Annotated in this window: 20 protein-coding genes; 7 read left to right on the top strand and 13 right to left on the bottom strand. The window is 65.9% G+C overall.

Annotated elements, in window-relative coordinates; translation table 11 throughout:
• Positions 1–8: 8 nt before the first annotated feature.
• Positions 9–755, bottom strand: a complete 747-nt coding sequence (locus CFB49_RS13865; RefSeq protein WP_006489667.1) for a GntR family transcriptional regulator — start codon at positions 753–755, stop codon at positions 9–11.
• 167 nt (positions 756–922) lie between these two features.
• Here CFB49_RS13865 and CFB49_RS13860 point away from each other — a divergent pair, with 167 nt between their 5' ends.
• Entirely contained in the window at positions 923–1,768 is an 846-nt protein-coding gene (locus CFB49_RS13860; RefSeq protein ID WP_089491590.1) for an aldo/keto reductase, read from the top strand.
• Positions 1,769–1,795: 27 nt separating this feature from the next.
• On the opposite strand, the gene CFB49_RS36310 is transcribed toward CFB49_RS13860, so the two are convergent.
• The 6 genes from CFB49_RS36310 to CFB49_RS13830 form a co-directional block, all read right to left on the bottom strand.
• The gene (locus tag CFB49_RS36310; RefSeq protein ID WP_441299841.1) at positions 1,796–2,974 is read right to left on the bottom strand and encodes a hypothetical protein; all 1,179 of its coding nucleotides are present in this window, start codon (positions 2,972–2,974) and stop codon (positions 1,796–1,798) included.
• 288 nt (positions 2,975–3,262) lie between these two features.
• On the bottom strand, positions 3,263–4,273 hold the full coding sequence (locus CFB49_RS13850) for a HoxN/HupN/NixA family nickel/cobalt transporter (RefSeq protein ID WP_179234900.1): 1,011 nt from the start codon (positions 4,271–4,273) through the stop codon (positions 3,263–3,265).
• A 166-nt stretch (positions 4,274–4,439) separates the two neighbouring features.
• The gene (fusA, locus tag CFB49_RS13845) at positions 4,440–6,551 is read right to left on the bottom strand and encodes an elongation factor G (protein ID WP_023477042.1); all 2,112 of its coding nucleotides are present in this window, start codon (positions 6,549–6,551) and stop codon (positions 4,440–4,442) included.
• Between the two features lie 247 nt (positions 6,552–6,798).
• Complete coding sequence (locus CFB49_RS13840; protein WP_089491588.1) at positions 6,799–7,299, bottom strand: DUF192 domain-containing protein; 501 nt, start codon at positions 7,297–7,299, stop codon at positions 6,799–6,801.
• Positions 7,300–7,459: 160 nt separating this feature from the next.
• Positions 7,460–7,675 carry a hypothetical protein gene (locus tag CFB49_RS13835; protein ID WP_011352970.1) on the bottom strand — a complete coding sequence of 72 codons (216 nt, stop codon included), beginning with the start codon at positions 7,673–7,675 and terminating at the stop codon, positions 7,460–7,462.
• A gap of 281 nt (positions 7,676–7,956) precedes the next feature.
• Entirely contained in the window at positions 7,957–8,535 is a 579-nt protein-coding gene (locus tag CFB49_RS13830; protein WP_089491587.1) for a pseudouridine synthase, read from the bottom strand.
• 276 nt (positions 8,536–8,811) lie between these two features.
• On the opposite strand from CFB49_RS13830, the gene icd reads away from it, so the two are divergent.
• Entirely contained in the window at positions 8,812–10,068 is a 1,257-nt protein-coding gene (gene icd, locus CFB49_RS13825) for an NADP-dependent isocitrate dehydrogenase (protein ID WP_039368210.1), read from the top strand.
• Between the two features lie 282 nt (positions 10,069–10,350).
• Positions 10,351–12,579, top strand: a complete 2,229-nt coding sequence (locus tag CFB49_RS13820; protein WP_089491586.1) for an NADP-dependent isocitrate dehydrogenase — start codon at positions 10,351–10,353, stop codon at positions 12,577–12,579.
• Positions 12,580–12,702: 123 nt separating this feature from the next.
• On the opposite strand, the gene CFB49_RS13815 is transcribed toward CFB49_RS13820, so the two are convergent.
• A complete protein-coding gene (locus tag CFB49_RS13815; protein WP_069620440.1) occupies positions 12,703–12,927 on the bottom strand; it encodes a hypothetical protein in 225 nt (74 codons plus the stop codon).
• A 587-nt stretch (positions 12,928–13,514) separates the two neighbouring features.
• On the opposite strand from CFB49_RS13815, the gene CFB49_RS13810 reads away from it, so the two are divergent.
• Positions 13,515–15,122, top strand: coding sequence for a multicopper oxidase family protein (locus CFB49_RS13810; protein ID WP_089491585.1), 1,608 nt, complete (start codon positions 13,515–13,517; stop codon positions 15,120–15,122).
• Positions 15,123–15,302: 180 nt separating this feature from the next.
• On the opposite strand, the gene CFB49_RS13805 is transcribed toward CFB49_RS13810, so the two are convergent.
• Positions 15,303–15,506 carry a cold-shock protein gene (locus CFB49_RS13805; protein WP_006488945.1) on the bottom strand — a complete coding sequence of 68 codons (204 nt, stop codon included), beginning with the start codon at positions 15,504–15,506 and terminating at the stop codon, positions 15,303–15,305.
• Positions 15,507–16,051: 545 nt separating this feature from the next.
• Here CFB49_RS13805 and clpS point away from each other — a divergent pair.
• The 3 genes from clpS (at position 16,052) to CFB49_RS13785 (ending at position 20,146) form a co-directional block, all read left to right on the top strand.
• Positions 16,052–16,366, top strand: coding sequence for an ATP-dependent Clp protease adapter ClpS (clpS, locus tag CFB49_RS13795; protein ID WP_006398529.1), 315 nt, complete (start codon positions 16,052–16,054; stop codon positions 16,364–16,366).
• Positions 16,363–18,663 (top strand): ATP-dependent Clp protease ATP-binding subunit ClpA, encoded by a 2,301-nt coding sequence (gene clpA / locus CFB49_RS13790; RefSeq protein ID WP_069620437.1) that lies wholly within the window; start codon positions 16,363–16,365, stop codon positions 18,661–18,663. Before clpS ends, clpA begins: the two co-directional genes overlap by 4 nt.
• 103 nt (positions 18,664–18,766) lie before the next feature.
• Complete coding sequence (locus CFB49_RS13785; RefSeq protein WP_089491584.1) at positions 18,767–20,146, top strand: amino acid permease; 1,380 nt, start codon at positions 18,767–18,769, stop codon at positions 20,144–20,146.
• A gap of 203 nt (positions 20,147–20,349) precedes the next feature.
• Here CFB49_RS13785 and dut read toward each other — a convergent pair whose 3' ends face one another.
• From dut to ileS, 4 genes are all read right to left on the bottom strand, one after another.
• On the bottom strand, positions 20,350–20,796 hold the full coding sequence (gene dut, locus CFB49_RS13780) for a dUTP diphosphatase (protein WP_060210760.1): 447 nt from the start codon (positions 20,794–20,796) through the stop codon (positions 20,350–20,352).
• A gap of 54 nt (positions 20,797–20,850) precedes the next feature.
• A complete protein-coding gene (gene coaBC / locus CFB49_RS13775) occupies positions 20,851–22,062 on the bottom strand; it encodes a bifunctional phosphopantothenoylcysteine decarboxylase/phosphopantothenate--cysteine ligase CoaBC (RefSeq protein WP_069620435.1) in 1,212 nt (403 codons plus the stop codon).
• A gap of 67 nt (positions 22,063–22,129) precedes the next feature.
• Positions 22,130–22,630, bottom strand: a complete 501-nt coding sequence (gene lspA, locus CFB49_RS13770) for a signal peptidase II (RefSeq protein WP_069620434.1) — start codon at positions 22,628–22,630, stop codon at positions 22,130–22,132.
• A gap of 2 nt (positions 22,631–22,632) precedes the next feature.
• Positions 22,633–25,470 carry an isoleucine--tRNA ligase gene (gene ileS / locus CFB49_RS13765; RefSeq protein ID WP_089491583.1) on the bottom strand — a complete coding sequence of 946 codons (2,838 nt, stop codon included), beginning with the start codon at positions 25,468–25,470 and terminating at the stop codon, positions 22,633–22,635.
• Positions 25,471–25,511 lie beyond the last annotated feature (41 nt).

Below are 25,511 nucleotides of genomic sequence, written 5' to 3'. Positions count from 1 at the left end.
GCGTCGCGTTACTTGCGCAGTTCGACGACGAAATCGTAGTAGTCGTTGCGGCAGTAGGTATCGGTCAGTTCGATCGCGCGCTGGTCGGACGTATAGCCGATCCGCGTGATCAGCAACAGCGCGTCGTGCGGGGCGATGCCCATCTGCTCGGCGATCTCGTCGGTCGCGTTGACCGCGCGGAAATGCTGCAGCGCGCGCACGATCGGCGTGCCGCGCGCTTCGAGATAGCTGTACAGCGAGCCGACGATCGCCTGCGGATCGGGAATCAGCGTCGCGGGGAACGTCGAGTTCTCGACGGCCATCACGATGCCGTCGGCGAGGCGCAGGCGTTTCAGGCGTGTAACCGATGCGGCCGGCGACAGTCCGAGCTGGATCACTTCGTCGCGGTTCGCGGGCTGAATTTCACGTGCGAGCCATTGCGAGCTCGGCTTGAAGCCGCGGCGCTCGAGCATTTCGCTGAAGCTCGACAGCCGCGACAGCGGATCCTCGTAGCGCGGCTGGATGAAGTTGCCGGCGCCCTGCGTGCGGCGGATCAAGCCTTGCTCGACGAGCAGCGCGATCGCCTTGCGCGCGGTGATGCGCGACACGCCGAGCGCTTCGGACAACACACGCTCGGAAGGCAGCGCCTCGCCGGCCGTCCAGCGGTTGTCGTGGATCGCGTCGCCGAGCTTGCGGGCGAGCTGCAGGTAGAGCGGCGTATCGTTGTCGGGGTCGGGGCGCAGGTCCTGCCAGCGGTCGTCCGTGGGTGCCTTCATACAATGGGTATCGATCAGGTTGCGGCCATTCTAAGTCATCATGCCGCGCCGTTATAGCCGGTTTTTGCCGCGTAATAGGCCGGGGGCGCACCGATTGACTACACTGATGCGTCGTATCCGATGCTTCGGCCGCGGTGTGCGGCCACGAATCCGCAACGAGGAAACGCATGACAGACACGATCGCCACGGTCGTTTTGCCGAACGGCGAGACGATTCCGAAGCTGGGCATGGGCACCTGGGAAATGGGCGAGCGGCCGGCGCGGCGCGCGGACGAGATCGCCGCGCTGCGCGAGGGCGTCGAACTCGGGATGACGCTGGTCGATACCGCCGAGATGTACGGCGACGGCGCGACCGAGGAACTGGTCGGCGACGCGCTTGCGGGCCTGCGCGACGACGTGTTCCTCGTCAGCAAGGTTTATCCGCACCATGCGAGCCGGCACGGCATCGTCGCCGCGTGCGACGCGAGCCTCAAGCGCCTGCGTACCGATCGCGTCGACCTGTATCTGCTGCATTGGCGCGGTTCGGTGCCGCTCGCGGAAACGGTCGAGGGCTTCGACGCGTTGCAGCGTGCGGGCAAGATCCGTCACTGGGGCGTGAGCAACTTCGATACGGCCGACATGGCCGAGCTCGTCGACGAAGCGGGCGGCGGTGCGTGCGCGACCAACCAGATTCTCTACAACATCGCGCGACGCGGCCCGGAGTTCGACCTGCTGCCGTGGCTGGCCGATCATCGGATCCCGGCGATGGCGTACAGCCCGGTCGATCACGGGCGGCTGCCGAAACGCTCGCCGCTCGACGAGATCGCGCGGCTGCGCAGCGTGTCGGTGATGCGGGTCGCACTGGCATGGGTGCTCGCGCAGCCGGGTGTATTCGCAATTCCGAAGGCGTCGCGAATCGAGCACGTGCGCGACAACCGCGCCGCGCTCGATGTCGTGTTCAGCGATGACGAGCGCGCGCAGCTTGACGCGTATTTCCGTCCGCCGCGCAGCAAGCGCGCGCTCGAGATGCTCTGACCGACTTCGGCAGGGCAACGCTTCGGGTCAGTGGTTGCCGTGACCGCCGCCGTTGCCATGACCGCCGCCGTTGCCGGCGCCACGGCCGTTGCCGACGCCGTTGGCCCCGCCGTTGCCGGCGCCGCCACTGCCATTGCCGTTACCGTTGCCGCCGCCGTTGCCGTGGCCGCCGGTGCCGTTTGCGCCGCCGCTCCCGCCGTTACCGTTTCCGCCGCCATTGCCACCGGCGCCGTTGCCGTTACCGCCGCCATTGCCCGCGCCACCACCGCCATTGCCCGCGCCACCACCGCCATTGCCGTGGCCACCGCCGCCGTTACCATGGCCGCCGCCGCCGCCGCCGCCGCCGCCGCCACCGCCACCGCCACCGCCACCGCCACCGCCGCCGCCGCCGCCACCGCCGCCACCATGGCCGCCGCCGTTGCCGTGACCGCCGCCGCCACCATGGCCGCCGCCGTCGCCGTGGCCGCCGCCATGACCGTGACCGCCGCCGTCACCATCGCCACCACCGCCGTGGCCACCGCCACCGGAAGTGCCGCCACCCGAAGTACCGCCACCCGAAGTACCGCCACCGGAAGTGCCGCCACCGGAAGTGCCGCCACCCGAAGTACCGCCACCCGAAGTACCGCCACCCGAGGTGCCGCCACCCGAGGTGCCGCCACCCGAGGTGCCGCCACCGGAAGTACCGCCACCCGAAGTACCGCCACCGGAAGTACCGCCACCGGAAGTGCCGCCACCCGAAGTGCCGCCACCCGAGGTACCGCCACCCGAAGTACCGCCACCTGAACCACCGTTGCCGGACGCATTGCCCCCGCGGCCCGTGCCGTTCGTACTGCCGGAGGTTCCGCCCGTCGTTCCGCCGACACCGGCGGGTCCGACGGCGCCGTTCCCGTTGTTGCCGCCGCTACCGTTCCCGTTCCCGGTGCCGCCGCCGTTCCCGCTGCCGCCCGCACCCGCGCCGCCATTGCCGATGCCCCGGCCGGCATAAACGTGTACCGCGCACGCAGCCGGATTGGCGGCGCACGGCGATGCGTTCTCGACCAGCGTCATGATGGCGTCCGCGCTGGCGTTCGCGTCGGGCGCGGCGTCAGGCGTCGTGTTCTGTGCGACGGCATACGAGCAGCAGCACGCGAACGCGGCCACGGCCAGCAAGGTTGCACGCGGGCGCCGTCCCGCCGCGCGGAACGGTTGTTTCGTTTTATGCATCATGGCCTCCCCATGCGCGCGATGCCTCGTAGCCGCGCGACGATTTACGTGTGGTGCAGGGGGGCGTAAAAGATTCGTAGTCCTATCGTCGGCCGATCGCCTTCGGGCCGACGCTGGATGTCAGCCGCGAACGCGGATCGGCACGCGGGCCCGCCGTGCGAATCTCACTCTGCGAGATTCGTGCCATCGGCCGCGGGGGCCCGTCGCAAAAGGCGGGCGCAGTCGCGTGACCGCGCGTGCAACGTCGTAGGGGAGCGTTTTGTTTCCGGAATGAAACGTCGGAGGAGTCGTTCAGCGCGCCGGCGCGTCGGCCGCGCGTTGCCAGCGGTGGAACAGGATCGACGCGATCCAGCAGACGAGGAACAGCGCGACGATGCCGTAGCCGATCGAGCCGAAGCGTTCGCCGAGCGCATCGAGCGTGTCGCGCACGGGGCCCGTCAGCGACAGTTTGTCGGCCAGCAGGCCGGCCGCCTCGATCCCGCCGATCGCCAGCGCGACGGCCGCCGACACGAACGTGATGCTCGCGTTGTAGAGCAGCTTGCGCTGCGGATCGTCCATCGCCCAGCCGTACGCCTGAATCATCAGCACGTTGTCGGTCGAGTCGATCAGCGTCATGCCCGCGGTGAAAAGCGCGGGAAACAGCATGACCGTATAGACCGGCAGCCCCTGGCTCGCCTGTGCGGCGGCGATCGCGAGCAGGCCGATTTCGGTTGCAGTATCGAAACCGAGCCCGAACAGCACGCCGACCGGGTACATGTGCCAGCTCCTCGACACGAACCGGAACAGCGGCCGCAGCAACCGCGATACGAGTCCGGCGGGACGATGCTCGTGCGCGCCCTCGTGCGTGTGCCCGGACGCGCCGCGATAGCGTCGCCACACGTCGCGCAGGATCGTCAGGTTCACGCACGCGAGCACCAGCAGGAAGGTAGCCGATACCGCCGTGCCGATCGTGCCGCCGATCTCGCGGAATGCATCGAACCGGTCGCGCAGCGCGAACGCGGTCAGCGCGATGCCGAGCGTCGCCGCGATCACGATCGTCGAATGACCGAGCGAAAAGAACAGGCCGACGCTCACGGGGCGCTGGCCGTCCTGCATCAGCTTGCGCGTCGCGACGTCGATCGCGGCGATGTGATCCGCGTCAACCGCATGACGCAGCCCGAGCCCGTATGCGATGGCCGCGGTGCCGAGCAGCAGCGGATGGTCGCGCAGCACCGCGAGCGCCCACAGCCAGACGGCGACGTTCGCGGCGATCAGGCCGGCATAGAGGGTCAGCAGGCGGCGCAGGGCAGGGGTGGGCGGCATCGGGCAGGTTCCATCTGACGAATCGCCATCCATTGTGGCACGCGAAAAAAAGCGTGGCGCGCCGATCAACCCGCCGCGAACGCGATGCGCGCGGACGAAAAAAAGCCCGTCCGGAACGAACCGGACGGGCCTTGCGCGCATGCGCCGGAGCGCGAGCGAGCGGCGCTTACTTCACTTTCGCGTTGATCACGGCTTCCGACACGTTCGCCGGCGTTTCCGCGTAATGCTTGAACTCCATCGTGTACGTCGCGCGCCCCTGCGTGGCCGAACGCAGCGACGTCGAATAGCCGAACATCTCCGCGAGCGGCACCTCGGCACGCACCAGCTTGCCGCCGCCGCCCGCGATGTCCTCCATCCCCTGCACGATGCCGCGCCGGCTCGACAGGTCGCCCATCACGTTGCCCATGAAGTCCTCGGGCGTCTCGACCTCGACGGCCATCATCGGCTCGAGCAGCACCGGCTTCGCCTTGCGCATCGCTTCCTTGAACGCCATCGAGCCGGCCATCCGGAACGCGTTTTCGTTCGAGTCGACGTCGTGGTACGAACCGAACGTCAGATGCACCTTCACGTCGACGACCGGGTAGCCCGCGAGCACGCCGCTCTTCAGCGTCTCGGTGATGCCCTTGTCGACGGCCGGGATGAACTCGCGCGGAATCACGCCGCCCTTGATCTCGTCGAGGAACTCGTAGCCCTTGCCGGGGTTCGGCTCCAGCGTGATCACGGCATGGCCGTACTGGCCGCGCCCGCCCGACTGCTTGACGAACTTGCCTTCGACGTCCGCGGCCGTCGTACGCACCGTTTCGCGATACGCGACCTGCGGCTTGCCGACCGTCGCCTCGACGCCGAACTCGCGCTTCATCCGGTCGACCAGGATTTCGAGGTGGAGCTCGCCCATCCCCGAGATGATCGTCTGGCCCGACTCTTCGTCGGTCTGCACGCGGAACGACGGATCCTCCTGCGCGAGACGGTTCAGCGCGAGGCCCATCTTTTCCTGGTCGGCCTTCGTCTTCGGCTCGACCGCCTGCGAGATCACCGGCTCCGGGAATTCCATCTTCTCGAGGATGATCGGCTTCGCCGGATCGCACAGCGTGTCGCCCGTCGTCGCTTCCTTCAGGCCGACCGCCGCCGCGATGTCGCCCGCGCGCACTTCCTTGATTTCCTTGCGCTCGTTCGCGTGCATCTGCAGGATCCGGCCGAGCCGCTCCTTCTTGTCCTTCGTCGCGTTGAGCACCGTGTCGCCCGACTCGACGACGCCCGAATACACGCGGAAGAAGATCAGCTGGCCGACGAACGGGTCGGTCATGATCTTGAACGCGAGCGACGAGAACGGCTCGTCGTCGCTCGGATGACGTTCCGCCGGCTTTTCCGGATCGGCGAAGTCGTGACCGAGAATCGCCGGCACGTCGACCGGCGACGGCAGGTAGTCGATCACCGCGTCGAGCATCGCCTGCACGCCCTTGTTCTTGAACGCGCTGCCGCACAGCATCGGCACGATCTCGTTCGCGATCGTGCGCTGGCGCAGCGCGGCCTTGATCTCGTCCTCGGTCAGCGATTCATGGTCGTGCAGATACTTCTCGAGCAGTTCCTCGCTCGCTTCGGCGGCGGCCTCGACCATCTTCTCGCGCCATTCGTGCGCGAGCTCGACGAGGTTCGCGGGGATGTCCTCGTACGTGAACTTCACGCCCTGGCTCTCGTCGTCCCACACGATCGCCTTCATCTTCACCAGATCGACGACGCCCTGGAAGTGATCTTCCGCGCCGATCGGAATCTGGATCGGCACGGCGACGCCTTTCAGGCGCTCGCCGATCTGCTTCTGCACGCGGAAGAAGTCGGCGCCGATCCGGTCCATCTTGTTGACGAACGCGATGCGCGGCACCTTGTACTTGTTCGCCTGGCGCCACACAGTCTCGGATTGCGGCTGTACGCCGCCGACCGAGTCGTAGACCATGCACGCGCCGTCGAGCACGCGCATCGAGCGCTCGACTTCGATCGTGAAGTCGACGTGCCCGGGCGTGTCGATGATGTTGATCCGGTGTTCCGGATAGTTGCCGGCCATGCCCTTCCAGAAGGCCGTGGTCGCGGCCGACGTGATCGTGATGCCGCGTTCCTGCTCCTGCTCCATCCAGTCCATCGTGGCCGCGCCGTCGTGCACTTCACCGATCTTGTGGCTCACGCCGGTGTAAAACAGGATGCGCTCGGTCGTCGTGGTCTTGCCGGCATCGATGTGAGCGCTGATCCCGATATTTCTATAGCGCTCGATGGGGGTTTTGCGGGGCACGTGAACCTCCTGGTGGTTCGGATCGTAAGCGGGCCGGCTAATGGGTGCCGGCCCGGGCTGGAACTAGCGAGATTTAAAGGATAGCGCTTGTCCGTGGCTTTTGCAGATGCGGGCAGCGTGTGCCGAATCAAGGTGGGTGTCGCCGGCGGGCGAAAAAAAAGCCGGCGCCCGATAAGAAACAACGGGCGGCCGGCTTTTCGGTCGGTTCGCGGTGCGCGGTGCAAGGCCGCCGCGCGGGCCGCTGCGGTTACTGGGCGCGCGGCAGGCCGTCGAGCTTCATGCCGGGCTTGATGCCTTTCGCGGCGAACCAGCCCTTGCTCATCTCGAGCGCATAGACGCCGTTGTTGCGCGGGCAGTGGTTGTCGGTCGTCTCCGCGCGCATCTCGTCGATGTCGGTGATCGTGCCGTCCGCGCGGATGAACGCGATCGACAGCGGAATCAGCGTGTTCTTCATCCAGAAGCAGTGCACGGCGTTCTCGCTGAAGACGAACAGCATGCCTTCGTTCGGCGCGAGCTGCGAACGGTACATCAGCCCCTGTTCGCGGTCGGCGTCGTTCGCGGCGACGGCCGCGTCGATCACGTACATGCCGGCGCGCAGCTTCACGCGCGGGAACTCGCTCGGCTGCTTGGCGCCGGGCGGCACTTGCGCGCCGGCGGCCTGCATGCCGAGCGCGAGGACGGCGAGGGCGGCGGGAAACACGGCGGCGCGCGCAAGGCGGCCGAGCGACGAGCGCAGGGAGAATGGCACAGCATGGCTCCTGTCTGGAAAACGAGACCCGCATGGTACGCGATGCGCGCCGGCGGGCACAAAAAAGAAAAAGGCAGATCGCCTTGCGGTGATCTGCCTTTCAACGCCGTAAGAACGGCAGGACTGCGTGTTCTTGACTGCGTTATTACAGCTTGCTTACTTAGTTCGAAGCAGCTGCCGGTGCTGCTGCGTCGCTTGCTGCAGCCTTCTTCGATGCCTTGTGGTGCTTCTTGGCAGCGTGGTGCTTCTTGGCAGCGTGCTTAGCCGGTGCCGAAGCAGCTTCTGCTGCTGCCGGAGCAGCTTCCGGAGCCGAAGCTTGTGCGAAAGCAGCCGTTGCGAAGAGGCCAGCGACCAGAGCGGCGATCAGTTTGTTCATGTTGTGTTCCTCAGCTTTAGTTAATTAACCAAATGACCCGGCAATAGGAGTCATGTCGTCTAACGGTGCCATCCACCTTTCGGTTGACAGACGCTTCGAGAAATTTCTCTTTGCGCTGCGGGCGCCGAATCGTATTCGAATAAAACGTCGCTTTCGTGACGCAAACACGGGTTCGGCTGCCAATGCCGGATAGCTAAGGTTGGCATCTGCGTGGTTTAACGCGCGATCTCCGCGGGCGGTTGACGAAAAAGATGACGAAAAATTCGCGCGTCCCGGATTCGTCATCCTGCCGACGCGAAACCGTCCCACGGCGCGCGCGGCGGCAGTGCAATTGTTTCGCCCGGTGCAATGCCGAGCGCGAATATATCGAGTGCGCCGATGCCGACGCGCACCAGACGCAACGTCGGGAAGCCGACGGCCGCCGTCATCCGGCGTACCTGCCGGTTCTTGCCCTCGGTGATCGCCAGCTCGATCCACGTGGTCGGGATCGCGGCGCGGTAGCGGATCGGCGGATTGCGCGGCCACAGCGTGTCGGGCGGCTCGATGAATTCGGCGCGGCACGGGCGCGTCACGTAGTCGCCGAGGTCGACGCCGCGTGCGAGCGCTTTCAGGTCGGCCGGCCCCGGCGCGCCGTCGACCTGCGCCCAGTAGCGCTTCACCAGCTTGTGGCGCGGCTCCGCGATGCGGGCCTGCAGCGCGCCGTCGTCGGTGAGCAGCAGCAGCCCCTCGCTGTCCGCGTCGAGCCGGCCGGCCGCGTACACGCCGGCCGTTTTTACCCAGTCGCCGAGCGACGGCCGCGTCTCGTGCGCGGAAAACTGGCAAATCGTGCCGAACGGCTTGTTGAGGGCGATCAGGTTCATGGCAGGGCGCCCGTCCGGCGCCCCGCGGGGAGCGGGGGCGGGCGGTGTATGGCAAATGGCGGAATCTTAATGCATAATACGGAACGGCAAGTCCTCTGTCTTATATAAGACATAAGTGAGGTCTTGAGGCGCAGTGCCGCGGTTCGCGCCGAAGTGCCCGGTTGGGGCGCTAGAATAGCGGCTCGCTGTTGTCGTCACGGGGTGGCCATGCCGCGCCCCGCCGCGCGCGCAGCTTCGACCAGCATCACCTGCTCAGCCACGTCACTGGAGTCGATCATGCCGTATCAGCACATCAAGGTTCCGGAGGGCGGTGACAAGATCACCGTCAACAAGGACTTCTCGCTCAACGTTTCCGATCAGCCGATCATTCCCTATATCGAAGGCGACGGTACGGGCTTCGATATCACGCCGGTCATGATCAAGGTCGTCGACGCGGCGGTCGCGCATGCGTACAAGGGCCAGCGCAAGATTCACTGGATGGAGATCTTCGCGGGCGAGAAGGCGACCAAGGTGTACGGTCCGGACGTGTGGCTGCCGGACGAAACGCTGCAGGTGCTGAAGGAATACGTGGTGTCGATCAAGGGGCCGCTCACGACCCCGGTCGGCGGCGGCATCCGTTCGCTGAACGTCGCGCTGCGCCAGGAGCTCGACCTGTACGTGTGCCTGCGCCCGGTCCAGTACTTCAAGGGCGTGCCGTCGCCGGTGCGCGAGCCGCAGAAGATCGACATGGTGATCTTCCGCGAGAACTCGGAAGACATCTACGCGGGCATCGAGTGGGCCGCGGGCTCGGAGCAGGCGAAGAAGGTGATCAAGTTCCTGCAGGACGAGATGGGCGTGAAGAAGATCCGCTTCCCGGAAACTTCCGGGATCGGCGTCAAGCCCGTGTCGACCGAAGGCACCGAGCGCCTCGTGCGCAAGGCGATCCAGTACGCGATCGACAACGATCGCAAGTCGGTCACGCTGGTGCACAAGGGCAACATCATGAAGTTCACGGAAGGCCTGTTCCGTGACGCCGGCTACGCGCTCGCGCAGAAGGAATTCGGCGGCGAGCTGATCGACGGCGGCCCGTGGATGCGCGTGAAGAACCCGAAGACGGGCAACGAGATCGTGATCAAGGATTCGATCGCCGACGCGTTCCTGCAGCAGATCCTGCTGCGCCCGGCCGAGTACGACGTGATCGCCACGCTGAATCTGAACGGAGACTACATCTCCGACGCGCTGGCCGCGCAGGTCGGCGGCATCGGTATCGCGCCGGGCGCGAACCTGTCGGATTCGGTCGCGATGTTCGAGGCGACGCACGGCACGGCACCGAAGTACGCAGGCAAGGATTACGTGAACCCGGGTTCCGAGATCCTGTCGGCGGAAATGATGCTGCGCCACCTCGGCTGGACGGAAGCAGCCGACACGATCATCGCCGCGATGGAGAAGTCGATCCTGCAGAAGCGCGTCACGTACGACTTCGCGCGCCTGATGGAAGGCGCGACGCAGGTGTCGTGCTCCGGCTTCGGCGAAGTGCTGATCGAGAACATGTAAGACCCCTTCCGGGGTGGGCCGGCAGGTTGCCGGCCGCCCCGGCGCTGACTGCCGGCGCCGGAGCGTTTCGTGGATGGCAGGTTTGTTGGCAGGGTGGCCCGGCATGCGGGCCGCGGCGCCGCGAAGCGGCCCGCAAGCCCTGCAAGGTAGAACATGACGGCCCTCGCAACACCGCCGCCCGGCTGAGCCGGCGTGCCCCTTTCGCGATCGACCCGGTCGCTCCCCGCCGGTTACCGCCGGCGCTCCTCAGTCCCATCATCACGTAGCAATGCTTTGACCACCATGTCCACTTCGCCCAAGATCATCTACACCCTCACCGACGAAGCGCCGGCGCTCGCGACCTATTCGCTGCTGCCGATCGTCAAGGCCTTCACGCGTTCGTCCGGCGTCGCCGTCGAAACGCGCGACATCTCGCTCGCCGGCCGCATCATCGCGGCATTCGCAGACGTCCTGCCGTCGGAGCAGAAGGGTTCCGACGATCTGGCCGAACTGGGCCAGCTCACGCTGAAGCCGGAAGCGAACATCATCAAGCTGCCGAACATCAGCGCATCGGTGCCGCAGCTGAAGGCCGCGATCGCCGAACTGCAGGCGCAGGGCTACGCGCTGCCGGCCTATCCGGAAGATCCGTCGACGGACGAAGAGAAGGCCGTCAAGGCGCGCTACGACAAGATCAAGGGCAGCGCGGTGAACCCGGTGCTGCGCGAAGGCAACTCCGACCGCCGCGCGCCGCTGTCGGTCAAGAACTACGCACGCAAGCATCCGCACAAGATGGGCGCGTGGAAGGCCACGTCGAAGGCCCACGTCGCGCACATGACCGAAGGCGACTTCTACGGCAGCGAGAAGTCGGCGCTGATCGCCGAGGCCGGCAGCGTGAAGATCGAACTAACGACGACCGACGGCGCGAAGAAGGTGCTGAAGGAAAAGACGGCCGTGAAGGCCGGTGAAGTGATCGACGCATCGGTGATGAGCCGCACCGCGCTGCGCAGCTTCATCGAAGCGCAGATCGCCGACGCGAAGGCGCAGGACGTGCTGTTCTCGGTGCACCTGAAGGCGACCATGATGAAGGTCTCGGACCCGATCCTGTTCGGTCACTTCGTGTCGGTGTTCTACCGCGACGCGCTCGCGAAGCACGCGGACGTGCTCGCGAAGGTCGGCTTCAACCCGAACAACGGGATCGGCGACCTGTACGCGCGCCTGAAGGACCTGCCGGCCGACACGCGCGAAGCGATCGAAGCCGACGTCAAGGCCGAGTACGCGGTGCGCCCGCGTCTCGCGATGGTCAACTCGGACAAGGGCATCACGAACCTGCACGTGCCGAGCGACGTGATCGTCGACGCATCCATGCCGGCGATGATCCGCGATTCGGGCGGCATGTGGGGCCCGGACGGTCAACTGTACGACGCGAAGGCCGTGATTCCGGACCGCTGCTACGCGGGCGTGTACCAGGCCGTGATCGAGGACTGCAAGCAGCACGGCGCGTTCGATCCGGTCACGATGGGCAGCGTGCCGAACGTCGGCCTGATGGCGCAGGCGGCCGAGGAATACGGTTCGCATGACAAGACGTTCCAGATCCCGGCGAACGGCGTCGTGCGCGTCACCGACGACGCCGGCAACGTGCTGCTTGAGCACGCGGTCGAGGTGGGCGACATCTGGCGCATGTGCCAGACGAAGGATGCGCCGGTGCAGGACTGGGTCAAGCTCGCGGTCAACCGCGCCCGCGCGACCGGCGCTCCGGCCGTGTTCTGGCTCGATCCGGCGCGCGCGCACGATGCGCAGATCATCGCGAAGGTCGAACGCTACCTGAAGGATCACGACACGAACGGCCTCGACATCCGCATCATGACGCCGGAAGACGCGACCCGCTTCTCGCTCGAGCGCATCCGCGCGGGCAAGGACACGATCTCGGTCACCGGCAACGTGCTGCGCGACTACCTGACCGACTTGTTCCCGATCATGGAACTTGGCACCAGCGCGAAGATGCTGTCGATCGTGCCGCTGATGGCCGGCGGCGGGATGTTCGAAACGGGTGCGGGCGGCTCCGCGCCGAAGCACGTGCAGCAGTTCGTCGAGGAAGGTTTCCTGCGCTGGGATTCGCTCGGCGAATTCCTCGCGCTGGCCGCGTCGCTCGAACATCTCGGCAACGCGTACCAGAACCCGAAGGCGCTCGTGCTCGCGAAGACGCTCGACCAGGCGACCGGCAAGTTCCTGGACGAGAACAAGTCGCCGGCGCGCAAGGTCGGCGGCCTCGACAACCGCGGCAGCCATTTCTACCTGTGCCTGTACTGGGCACAGGCGCTGGCCGAGCAGACCGAGGACGCCGCGCTGAAGGCGCAGTTCGAAGGCGTCGCGAAGGCGCTGTCCGACAACGAAGCGCGCATCCTGGAGGAACTGGCGGCCGCGCAAGGCAAGCCGCAGGCGATCGGCGGCTACTACCGTCCGAACGTCGACCTGACGAGCCAGGCAATGCGCCCGAGCGCGACGCTGAACGGCATCGTCGACGCGGTTGCCTGACGCCGGCCGCGCCATCGCGCGAGCCGATGCATGTGCCGATGCGGCGCGGTTACCCGTTCGCCGCCCGACACGCAATGAAAACGCCCCGGTCGCCCGGGGCGTTTTTCGTTGCAGGCGTGCCATTCAGACGTGAACGATTTCCCATTCGGTGATTTCGTCCGGCACTTCGAGCGTGGCCGTGTCCAGTTCGGACACTTGCGCGCAGTCGCCGCGGGAGATGCGGTCGGCCGCGATTTCCGGGCACGAGAACGCGCCGAGCGAGGCGTTGCCGAACGTCGCTTCCCAGCCGCCGTTTGCCGGCAGGATGTAGAACGACCCGAGCGCTGAACCAAAGCGAAATCCCTTCATTTCCGTTCTCCCTTTCTGATGACGAGCGATTCTGTTGTGGCGCCTGCCGGCTCGGCCGGCTGTGGCCCGACGGACGGCTTGCGCCGGATTCCGTATCGAACGTCGTGGCGAAGCGTCAGTGCATGGAACAAAGTCTACGTCCGCGACGCGGTTGTATGGTGCACGTAGAACGGCTTCTCGAGACAAAAAATCGTTAATAAAAACAATGACTTATGTTAATCGTTTTGTATTGCGGAAAGGTTTTCGGCATCGCGAAACGGCGAATTTGTGCCCTGCACCACGAATTTTTATAACGCAGGGACTTGTTCCGCATCGTGAAAAATTGACGGGTTTACGGATCGTCGAGGCATCAGGCGGGAATCCCGGGGGGCGGCGCGAAAGCGCAAAGGGACGGCAGTTGCGCAGCGATGGCTGCCGAAGCGCCGCTCGGCGATGTCAGCGTGGCGCCGCGGCCGGTGCGATCGCGATGTTCGCCGCGGCGTATCGCCGCCCGCCCGGTGACGTCGTTTTTCGATCCGGCCCTGCGGTTATGATGACGCGACCGCCGCGTCTGTCGCGCGCGCTGCATGAATAACGAGGATCGATTGATGAGACGGAGAACCTTCCTGTCGCGCGCCATCGGCGTCGCGACCGCGTCGCTGTTCGCGCGCACCGCGTGGGCGCAGCACGCCGGTCATGCGGGCATGGCCGGCATGGATTCGATGGGCGACATGCCGGGCATGTCGGGTATGTCAGGGATGCCGGCGCACGCGCAGCACCGCGCGCCGGCGCCGGTCGCGCTCGCGGCTCCCGACGCGCTGCCGGCCGGCGCGCCGCTCGCGACGTTGCGCACGCTGGCCAACGAAAGTCGCGAGCCCGGCATGTTCCGGGCGACGCTGGTCGCTCAACCGGTGGCGCGACCGCTGCTGCGCGGCGCGCGGCCGACGACGTTCTGGCAGTTCGGCGCGGGCACGCAAGGGCCTGTCGTCGGCCCGCTGATCGACGTGCGCGAGGGCGATACGGTCGAGATCCGGTTCGTGAACAAGCTGCCGCAACCGTCGACGATCCACTGGCACGGCCTGCCCGTGCCGCCCGACCAGGACGGCAACCCGTCGGATCCTGTCGCGCCCGGCGCGTCGCGTGTGTATCGCTTCACGCTGCCGAAGGGCAGCGCCGGCACTTACTGGTACCACCCGCATCCGCACATGATGACGGCCGAGCAGGTATTCCGCGGGCTGGCCGGCCCCTTCGTCGTGCGCGCCGCGGACGATCCGCTGACCGGCTGGCCCGAGCGGCATCTGTTCGTGTCGGACCTGAAGCTTGCACGCGACGGCACGATTGCGCCGAACGACATGATGGACTGGATGAACGGCCGCGAAGGCCAATTCGTGCTGATCAACGGCGCGCGCCGGCCGCGCATCGATATCACGGGCGACGAGCGCTGGCGTGTGTGGAACGCGTGCAGCGCACGCTACCTGCGCATCGCGTTCGACGACGGCCGCGTGTTCGAGCACGCAGGCACCGACGGCGGTTTGTTCGACGCGCCGCGGCGCGCGACGTCGCTACTGATTGCGCCGGGAGAGCGCGCGGAGTTGCTGGTACGCGCCGGCGACCGTGCGTCGCGCGCGGTGCTGCAGGCGGCCGAGTACGACCGCCGCAAGATGGCGATGTCGCACGACGACGGCCACGGCAGCCTGCCGCCCGATCCGGCGCTGGCGCTGGCTGATGTCGCGTTCGCCCCCGCCGGGGCCCGCGCGCTGCCTGCCACGCTGCGCGCGGTGCCGCCGCTGGGCGAACCGGTGACGCACAAGACGGTTGCGTTCGGCGAGGAAATGGACATGGACGCGATGATGAAGGGTGGCGCGCACGGCCGCCCGGCGGGCATGCGCTTCACGATCAACGGCGACACCTACGCGCCGCATCGCGCGACGCTGACGAGCCGCCGCGGCGACGTCGAACGCTGGGAGATTCGCAATGGGACGGACATGGATCACCCGTTCCATCTGCACGGCACGCAGTTCCAGGTGATCGAGCGGACGTCGGGTGGTTCACGCACCAGCGAACCATTTCGCGCATGGCGCGATACGGTGAACGTGCGCAGCGGCGAAACCGTGTCGATCCTCGTCACGCAAGACATGCCGGGCGAGCGCATGTTTCACTGTCACATTCTCGAGCATGAGGATCTCGGGATGATGGGGACGCTGAGGGTCGTGTAACGAAGCCGCGAATGTGTTTCACGCGAGGCGTAGTTATCCGATCTGCATGCGCGACGACACAATGCGTGTTCAATTATCGGGATTGAACGAAAAGGCCGGCCAATCGATTATCGATTGACCGGCCTCAAAAAAAGAAACCCGGCGCAATGCGCCGGGTTTCTTCGTCAGATATCCGATGCCTTATACGGCCTGGATGTTCGACGCTTGCTTGCCCTTCGGCCCTTGGACGACGTCAAAGCTCACCTTCTGGCCTTCCTTCAGCGTCTTGAAGCCATTCATGGTGATAGCCGAGAAGTGCGCAAACAGATCCTCACCGCCCTCGTCGGGAGTGATGAAACCGAAGCCCTTCGCGTCGTTGAACCATTTAACGATACCAGTTGCCATTTCCTACTTCCCCTGTCACACAGTCGCTGCTACTTACCACGAGCACGCTCGAAAAGCTAAACGACCGGAAAATGCAGCCGTTCCCCCCTCACAAGCTCACCTCGGCCCTTTCGTTTCGCCAACCGGCGAATTGAAAAAAGTGCCAGCTTGATTGTTGGCGCTCTTTATTGGAGTGTCAAGTGGAATTTTTAGACGTTTAGAGGGTCGTTGTAAAGAACCCATTTTCAGGGTTTTTCCGGCTTTGCTTGCCTGCATGCGGCCAAGCGCAAGGGCTTGAAAAGCCGCATAATCGGCTCATATACCAGGCTCGAGTGACACGCGTTCGAGTCGTCCCGGCTTGTGGGATACTGGATGCGGACACGGGCGTTCCGGTGCGATTCCCCCTGACGGTTCGTGTTCCGCGCCATGCGTGAAAGCCGGCACCGCAGCCGGCTTTCGTATGGCGCGAAGGCGATCGCGTGTTCCGGGATACCGGGGAGGGCGCCGGCCGGTCGGTCGGGTAATGGCAGGATTGCGGGCCTGTCCGAGTTGTTTAGAATGGGTGTATGGCGATTATCCCGGACAAGCAGGACAGTACCGTCCTGGAACGCAAGCAGCAGAAGCTCAAGCCGCCTTCGATGTACAAGGTGGTGCTGCTGAACGACGACTTCACGCCGATGGAGTTCGTCGTGATGGTGGTCCAGGAGTATTTCAAGAAGGATCGCGAGACGGCCACGCAGATCATGCTGAAGGTCCATCGCGAAGGGCGAGGGGTATGTGGGGTCTATACGCGGGACATCGCGTCGACCAAGGTTGAGCAAGTCGTTACCCATGCGCGGCAGGCAGGGCATCCGCTGCAGTGCGTGATGGAGGAAGCATGATTGCCCAGGAATTGGAAGTCAGCCTGCACATGGCGTTCATGGAAGCACGCCAGGCGCGCCATGAGTTCATTACGGTCGAGCATCTGCTGCTGGCCCTGCTGGATAATCCGACGGCGGCCGAGGTGTTGCGCGCGTGCGCGGCAAACATCGAGGACCTGCGTCAGAACCTGCGCAATTTCATCCACGACAACACACCTACCGTCCCGGGTACCGACGATGTCGATACCCAGCCGACGCTGGGTTTCCAGCGCGTGATCCAGCGCGCGATCATGCACGTGCAGTCGACGTCGAACGGCAAGAAGGAAGTGACCGGAGCGAACGTGCTGGTCGCGATCTTCGGCGAGAAGGATTCGCACGCCGTGTACTACCTGCAGCAGCAGGGCGTCACGCGCCTCGACGTGGTGAACTTCATTTCGCACGGCATCGCGAAGACGAACAGCGGCGAAGCCGCGAAGTCGACCGACGCGAACGCGGAAAGCGAAGACGCGAATGCGCAGAAGGAAACGCCGCTCGCGCAGTTCACGCAGAACCTGAACCAGATGGCGAAGGACGGCCGCATCGATCCGCTGATCGGTCGCGAGCCCGAGGTCGAGCGCGTCGTGCAGGTGCTGTGCCGCCGCCGCAAGAACAATCCGCTGCTCGTCGGCGAAGCCGGCGTCGGCAAGACCGCGATCGCCGAAGGGCTCGCGTATCGGATCACGCGCGGCGAAGTGCCGGACATCCTCGCGAACGCGCAGGTGTATTCGCTCGACATGGGCGCGCTGCTGGCGGGCACCAAGTATCGCGGCGATTTCGAGCAGCGTCTGAAGACGGTGCTGAAGGAGCTCAAGGAGCGTCCGCACGCGATCCTGTTCATCGACGAAATCCATACGCTGATCGGTGCGGGCGCCGCGTCGGGCGGCACGCTCGATGCGTCGAACCTGCTGAAGCCGGCGCTGTCGTCGGGCACGCTCAAGTGCATCGGAGCGACGACGTTCACCGAATATCGTGGCATCTTCGAGAAGGACGCGGCGCTGTCGCGGCGCTTCCAGAAGGTCGACGTGACGGAGCCGAGCGTCGAGCAGACGGTCGCGATCCTGCGCGGGCTGAAGTCGCGTTTCGAGGAGCACCACGGCGTCAAGTATTCGTCGGGCGCGCTGTCGGCCGCGGCCGAACTTTCGGCGCGCTTCATCACCGATCGTCACCTGCCGGACAAGGCGATCGACGTGATCGACGAGGCGGGCGCCGCGCAGCGCATCCTGCCGAAGTCGAAGCAGAAGAAGACGATCGGCAAGGGCGAGATCGAGGAAATCATCTCGAAGATCGCGCGCGTGCCGGCGCAAAGCGTGTCGCAGGACGATCGCAGCAAGCTGCAGACGCTCGACCGCGACCTGAAGAGCGTCGTGTTCGGCCAGGATCCGGCGATCGACGCGCTCGCGGCGTCGATCAAGATGGCGCGCGCGGGCCTCGGCAAGATGGACAAGCCGATCGGCGCGTTCCTGTTCTCGGGCCCGACCGGCGTCGGCAAGACCGAAGTGGCGCGCCAGCTCGCGTTCACGCTCGGCATCGAGCTGATCCGCTTCGACATGTCGGAATACATGGAGCGTCACGCGGTGAGCCGGCTGATCGGCGCGCCGCCGGGCTACGTCGGGTTCGACCAGGGCGGCCTGCTGACCGAAGCCGTCACGAAGAAGCCGCATTGCGTGCTGCTGCTCGACGAAATCGAGAAGGCGCATCCGGACATCTTCAACGTGCTGCTGCAGGTGATGGACCACGGCACGCTGACGGACAACAACGGCCGCAAGGCGGATTTCCGCAACGTCATCATCATCATGACGACGAACGCGGGCGCCGAGTCGATGCAGAAGGCGACGATCGGCTTCACGACGCGCCGCGAAACCGGCGACGAGATGACCGACATCAAGCGCCTGTTCACGCCGGAGTTCCGCAACCGGCTGGATGCGATCATCAGCTTCCGCTCGCTCGATGAGGAAATCATCATGCGCGTGGTCGACAAGTTCCTGATCCAGCTCGAGGAACAGCTGCACGAGAAGAAGGTCGACGCGCTCTTCACCGACGCGTTGCGCAAGCATCTCGCGAAGCACGGCTTCGACCCGCTGATGGGCGCGCGGCCGATGCAGCGGCTGATTCAGGACACGATCCGTCGTGCGCTCGCCGACGAGTTGCTGTTCGGCAAGCTGCTCAACGGCGGCCACGTGACGGTCGACGTCGATGAAAGCGACAAGGTGCAGTTGTCGTTCGACAAGCTGGCGAATCCGCCGCACAAGCCGAACGAAGAGACGGTCGAAGTCGAGTAAGCGATAATTCGTTGTTCATGCGAACGGCGCGGGAAGTTCTCCGCGCCGTTTCGTTTTATCCGGCGCCGGCGGCGCGATGGCAGGGCAGGGGAGTAGTAACGCAGTGACACGACAACAACGGTCGTTCGACGCTATCGTCGCGCGCGAACAAGGGTTGCGCCACGCGCTGACGTCGGGGCAGATGGCGATGATCGCGATTGGCGGCGCGATCGGCACGGGGCTGTTCCTCGGCAGCGGATTCGCGATCGGGCTCGCGGGTCCGAGCGTGCTGGTGTCCTACGCGATCGGCGCGCTGATTGCGCTGCTGCTGATGGGCGCGCTCGCGGAAATGACCGTCGCGCATCCGACGGCCGGCTCGTTCGGCGCCTATGCGGAGCACTACGTCGGCCCGCTCGCGGGTTTTCTCGTGCGTTATGCGTACTGGTTCGCCGTGGTATTCGCGATCGGTACGGAGATCAGCGCGATCGCCGTGTTCATGAAGTACTGGTTTCCGGCCGTGCCCGGCTGGTACTGGGTGATCGGTTTCTCCGCGCTGCTGATCGCGGTGAACCTCGCGAGCGTCACGCTGTACGGGACCGTTGAATACGCGTTCTCGCTGCTGAAGATCGCGGCGATCGTCGTGTTCGTCGTGCTCGGCGCGTTTCTCGTCTGGTCGGCGCCGGCCGCGTCAGGCATCGGTTTCGCGAACTACACCGCGCACGGCGGCTTCATCCCGAAGGGGCTGTGGGGCACCTGGGTCGCGGTGATCGTCGCGATCTTCAGCTACATGAGCATCGAGGCCGTCGCGATCGCGGCCGGCGAGGCGCGCGATCCGCAGCACGCGGTCACGCGCGCATTCCGCTCGACCGTGTTCCGGCTCGTGCTGTTTTACCTGCTGACGCTCGCGCTGATGCTCGCGATCGTGCCGTGGACGCAGGCCGGCACCGACGAAAGCCCGTTCGTGAAGGTGATGGCCGCGACGCATGTGCCGTATGCTGCAGGCGTGATCAACTTCGTGCTGCTGATCGCGGCGCTGTCGGCGATGAACAGCCAGCTCTACGTGACGACGCGGATGATGTTCAGCCTGTCACGCGCGCACCTCGCGCCCGCGGTGTTCGGCCGGCTCGGCTCGAACGGCGTGCCGCGCGCCGCGCTGTGGATCTCGACGAGCGGCGTCGCGGTGGCGGCCGTGCTGGTCGCGCTCGCGCCCGATACCGCGTTCACGGTGATGATGGCAATCGCGATGTTCGGCGCGCTGTTCACCTGGCTGATGATCTTCGTCACGCACCTGAGGTTTCGTTCTCGGTATCGCGGCCCTACTCTCGCATTCCGGATGTGGGGGCACCCGTTCGGCAGCCTGCTCGGCGCGGGGCTCGTCGCGGCGATCCTGCTGACGACTGCTTTCACGCGCGAATTCCGGATGACGATGATGGTCGGCGTCGTGTTCGTCGTGCTGCTGACGCTCGCCTATGCGCTGCATTACCGGCACCATCACGCGCGCTGATCGCGGCGTACCGAAATCACGCCCGCGTGCCGGATCGTGAAGACCTGCGCGGCGGGCCGTGCTGGTCGCGATGGTCGTTCATGCAAGCATCGTACTGGCGCGGCGTCGCGAATCGGCGCCTGCGCGAGTCGCGCCACCGGGCGCCAAGTGACGGCGCGCAAAAAGCAAAAGGGGCCGAGGCCCCTTTTTTCGTACCGCGTGGCTCAGTGCCGGCCGGTGCTGCCGAACCCGCCTTCGCCGCGGTCGCTCTCGGCGAATTCGTCGACGATGTTGAACTGCGCCTGCACGACCGGCACGATCACGAGCTGCGCGAGGCGTTCGAACGGGTTCAGCACGAACTCCGTCTGGCCGCGGTTCCACGTCGAGACCATCAACTGGCCCTGGTAGTCGGAGTCGATCAGGCCGACGAGGTTGCCGAGCACGATTCCGTGCTTGTGGCCGAGGCCCGAGCGCGGCAGGATCAGCGCCGCATAGCCGGGATCGGCGAGGTGGATCGCGAGGCCCGTCGGCACCAGCGTCGTTTCGCCGGGTTGCAGCGTGACCGGTGCGTCGAGGCATGCGCGCAGGTCGAGGCCGGCGCTGCCAGTGGTCGCGTAGGCGGGCAGGTAGTCGCGCATGCGCGCGTCGAGAATCTTCAGGTCGAGTTTCATGCGGTCGTCGAATCGGTCGGGAAGGACGCGGCGGCAAGCGCCGCCGCGCGGGGATCAGATCAGGCGGTTGTCGGGCAGGCGCTTCGCTATTTCGGCCACGAGCGTATGCGCGAGTTCGTCCTTGGGCGCGCGCGGCAGGCGCGTCAAGCCGGCGGCCTCGAACAGCACGACTTCGTTGTCGTCGCGGCCGAACGTCAGCGGGCCGAGGTTGCCGACGAGCAGCGGCACGTTCTTGCGCTTGCGCTTGTCGTCGCCGTGCACGTCGAGGTCGCCGCTTTCGGCCGCGAAGCCGACGCAGAACGGCGCATCGGGCAGCGCCGCGACCGACGCGAGGATGTCGGGGTTCTCGACGAACGCGAGCGCCGGCATCTTGCGGTCAGCCGTCTTCTTCATCTTGTGCTCGGCCGGCTGGTCGACGCGCCAGTCGGCGACCGCGGCCACCGCGATGAAGATGTCGGCATCGGCGACCGCATGCATCACCGCGTCGTACATCTGCTGCGCGGTCTGCACGTCCTGGCGGTACACGCCCCACGGCGTGTCGAGCGCGACCGGCCCGGCGACGAGATGCACGTCGGCGCCGGCCTGTTGCGCGGCGCGCGCGAGCGCGAAACCCATCTTGCCGCTGGAGCGGTTCGTCAGGCCGCGCACCGGGTCGAGCGGCTCGAACGTCGGGCCGGCCGTGATCAGGACGCGGCGGTGCGCGAGCACCTTCGGCGCGAAGTGCGCGACGATCGCTTCATAGATCGCTTCGGGCTCGAGCATGCGGCCGTCGCCGACTTCGCCGCAGGCCTGCGCGCCCGAATCCGGGCCGAGCACCGACACGCCGTCCGCGCGCAATTGCGCGGCGTTGCGTTGGGTGGCCGGGTTCTGCCACATCTGGCGGTTCATTGCGGGCACGACGAGCAGCGGACAGTCGCGCGCGACGCACAGCGTCGACAGCAGATCGTCGGCGAACCCGTGCGCGAGCTTCGCGAGGAAATCCGTCGACGCGGGCGCGATCACGATCGCGTCGGCTTCGCGCGACAGGTCGATATGCGCCATGTTGTTGTCGATGCGCGCGTCCCACTGGCTCGTATAGACGGGCCGGCCCGACAGCGCCTGCATCGTGACGGGCGTGATGAACTGGGTGGCGGCGTCGGTCATCGCGACCTGCACGGTTGCGCCGGCCTTCACGAGCAGCCGCGTGAGTTCGGCGATCTTGTAGCAGGCGATGCCGCCCGTCAGGCCGAGAACGAGGTGTTTTCCTGCGAGTTCTGCGTGTGCCAACTCAGGCCTCCTGGGGTCAAACGGAACGGCCGGCGCGAAGCCGGCCGTCGACACGGAGTATGCGCGCTCAGCGCGCGCCGCGCACGCGCCGCAGCTCGTCGTAGATCAACAGCACCGCGCCGATCGTGATCGCGGAATCGGCGAGGTTGAACGCCGGGAAGTGCCACGCGCCGACGTGGAAATCGAGGAAGTCGATCACGTGGCCGTAGACGAGCCGGTCGATCACGTTGCCGAGCGCGCCGCCGAGGATCAGCGCGAGCGACACGCTGAACAGCCGCTGGTGGCCGTGGCGCTTCAGCAGGAAGCAGATCACGAGCGTCGCGCCGACGCCGAGCGCGGTGAACGCCCAGCGCTGCCAGCCGCTCGCGGTCGACAGGAAGCCGAACGCGGCGCCGCGGTTGTACACCAGCACGAGGTTGAAGAACGACGTCAGCGCATGCTGCGCGCCGTACGCGAACGTTTTGAGGATCGCGATCTTCGACAGCTGGTCGAACAGGATCACGATCAGCGAAATGCCGAGCCAGGGCGCGAGCGCGCCGCTGACCGGTTTCGACAGGGTCTTCGCCATGGTTACGCAGCGCTCCGGATTTCGCCGTTTTCAAACAGGTTCGAGAAGCAGCGGCCGCACAGCGTCGGATGCTCGGCGTGCGCGCCGACATCTTCGCGGTAGTGCCAGCAGCGTTCGCACTTCTGGTACTTCGACGCGGCCACGTCGACGCTTTCCTGCGCTTCGTCGTCAACCTTCACGACGGTCGCCGCGGACGTGATCAGCACGAACTTCAGGTCGTCGCCGAGGCTCGTCAGCGCGTCGTAGCGCGCGCCGCTCGCATGCACGGCCACTTCGGCCTGCAGCGACGAACCGATGCGGTTCGCGGTGCGCGCTTCCTCGAGCGCCTTCGTCACGTTGCCGCGCACGTCGCGCAGCAGCGCCCACTTGTCGATCAGTGCGGCCGAGCCGGCGACTTCCGGATACGCGTAGTAGGTTTCCGTGAAGATCGTGTCGCTTGCCGGCTGGAACACCTTCCACGCTTCTTCCGCCGTGAACGACAGGAACGGCGCGAGCACGCGCAGCAGGCCGTGCGTCAGGTGGTACAGCGCGGTCTGCGCGGAGCGGCGCGCGCGCGAATCGGCGGCGCTCGTGTACAGGCGATCCTTCAGCACGTCGAGGTAGAAGCCGCCGAGGTCTTCCGAGCAGTACGTCTGCAGCTTCGCGACGACCGGGTGGAATTCGTACTTCTCGTAGTGGCCGAGCAGTTCGGTCTGCAGTTGCCGCGAGAACGCGACCGCATAGCGGTCGATCTCGAGCCATTCGTCGACCGGTACCGCGTGCTGCGCGAAATCGAAGTCCGACAGGTTCGCGAGCAGGAAGCGCAGCGTGTTGCGGATGCGGCGATAGCCTTCCGTCACGCGCTTCAGGATTTCCTCGGAGATCGCGAGCTCGCCCGAATAGTCGGTCGACGCGATCCACAGGCGGATGATTTCCGCGCCGAGACGGTTCGCGACTTCATGCGGGTCGATGCCGTTGCCGAGCGACTTGCTCATCTTGCGGCCTTCGCCGTCGACCGTGAAGCCGTGCGTGAGCAGGCCCTTGTACGGCGCGCGGCCGTCGATCATCGATGCCGTCAGGAGCGACGAGTGGAACCAGCCGCGATGCTGGTCCGAGCCTTCGAGGTACAGGTCGGCCGGGAACTGCAGCTGATCCTTGTGCGAGCCGCGCAGCACGTGCCAGTGCGTCGTGCCCGAGTCGAACCACACGTCGAGCGTGTCGCGGTTCTTCTCGTACAGGTTCGCGTCGTCGCCGATCAGCTCGCGCGGATCGAGCGATTGCCACGCCTCGATGCCCGACTGCTCGACGCGCTTCGCGACTTCCTCGAGCAGCTCGAGCGTGCGCGGGTGCAGCTCGCCGGTTTCCTTGTGCACGAAGAACGCCATCGGCACGCCCCACTGGCGCTGGCGCGACAGCGTCCAGTCGGGACGGTTCGCGATCATGCTGAACAGGCGCTGCTTGCCCCACGACGGGTAGAACGCGGTCGCGTCGACACCTTCGAGCGCCGTCTCGCGCAGCGTCTTGCCGCCGTCGCGCGGCGTCACGTCCATGCCGGCGAACCACTGCGACGTCGCGCGGTAGATGATCGGCGTCTTGTGGCGCCAGCAGTGCATGTAGCTGTGCGTGTACTTCTCGCTGCGCAGCAGCGAGCCGGCCGCGTTCAGCGCGTCGACGATCTTCGGGTTCGCGTCCCAGATCGACAGGCCGCCGAACAGCGGCAGCGATTCGATGTAGCGGCCGTCGCCCATCACCGGGTTGATGAAGTCGGAATCGGTCATCCCGTGCGCCTTGCACGACTGGAAGTCCTCGATACCGTACGCGGGCGACGAGTGCACGACGCCGGTACCGGTGTCGGTCGTCACGTAGTCGCCGAGATAGACGGGCGCGGTGCGCTGGTAGCCGGGGTGGGCCGATGCGAGCGGGTGGTGGAAGCGCAGGTTCGCGAGCTTCACGCCGGGCGCGGTCGCGACGACGCGGCCGGTCAGCTTGAAGTCGGCCATGCAGGCTTCGACGCGCTCTTGCGCGATGATCAGCAGCCCGCGCTCGGTATCGACCAGCGCGTAGATGATTTCCGGATGGAGGTTCAGCGCCTGGTTGGCGGGAATCGTCCACGGCGTGGTGGTCCAGATCACGATGCCGCCGTCGGCGCGCGGCAGCGCCGGCAGGCCGAACGCGTGCGCGGTCTTTTCCGGTTCCGCGAACGCGAACATCACGTCGATCGTCGGGTCGGTGCGGTCCTTGTACTCGACTTCCGCTTCCGCGAGCGCCGAGCCGCAGTCGAAGCACCAGTTGACCGGCTTCAGCCCGCGGTACACATAGCCCTTCTCGATGATCTTGCCGAGCGCGCGGATTTCTTCCGCCTCGTTCACGAAGTTCATCGTCTTGTACGGATTCGCCCAGTCGCCGAGCACGCCCAAGCGCTTGAAGCCGACCTTCTGCTTCTCGATCTGCTCGGTCGCGTACGCACGCGCCTTGCTCATCACTTCGGCCGCCGGCAGCGACTTGCCGAACTGCTTCTCGATCTGGATCTCGATCGGCATCCCGTGGCAATCCCAGCCCGGCACGTACGGCGCGTCGAAGCCGGCCATGTTGCGCGACTTGACGACGATGTCCTTCAGGATCTTGTTGACCGCGTGGCCGAGGTGGATGTCGCCGTTCGCATACGGCGGGCCGTCGTGCAGGATGAACTTCGGCCGGCCCTTGCTGGCCGCGCGGATCTTGTCGTAGATGCCGCGCTCCTCCCACTCCTTGACCCACTGCGGCTCGCGCTTGGGCAGGTCGCCGCGCATCGGGAACGGCGTGTCGAGCAGGTTGACCGGATACTTGGCCTGCGGTTTCGAATCGGCTTTATTGTTGCTCATGATGGGATCGCTATCTAAATCGGGGACGCTCGGGCGTCGTG

Origin of the sequence: Burkholderia sp. AU17457, from assembly GCF_002223255.1 — a bacterium.
Classification (GTDB): Bacteria; Pseudomonadota; Gammaproteobacteria; order Burkholderiales; family Burkholderiaceae; genus Burkholderia; species Burkholderia sola.
This window is presented reverse-complemented; position numbering and strand designations above follow the sequence as displayed.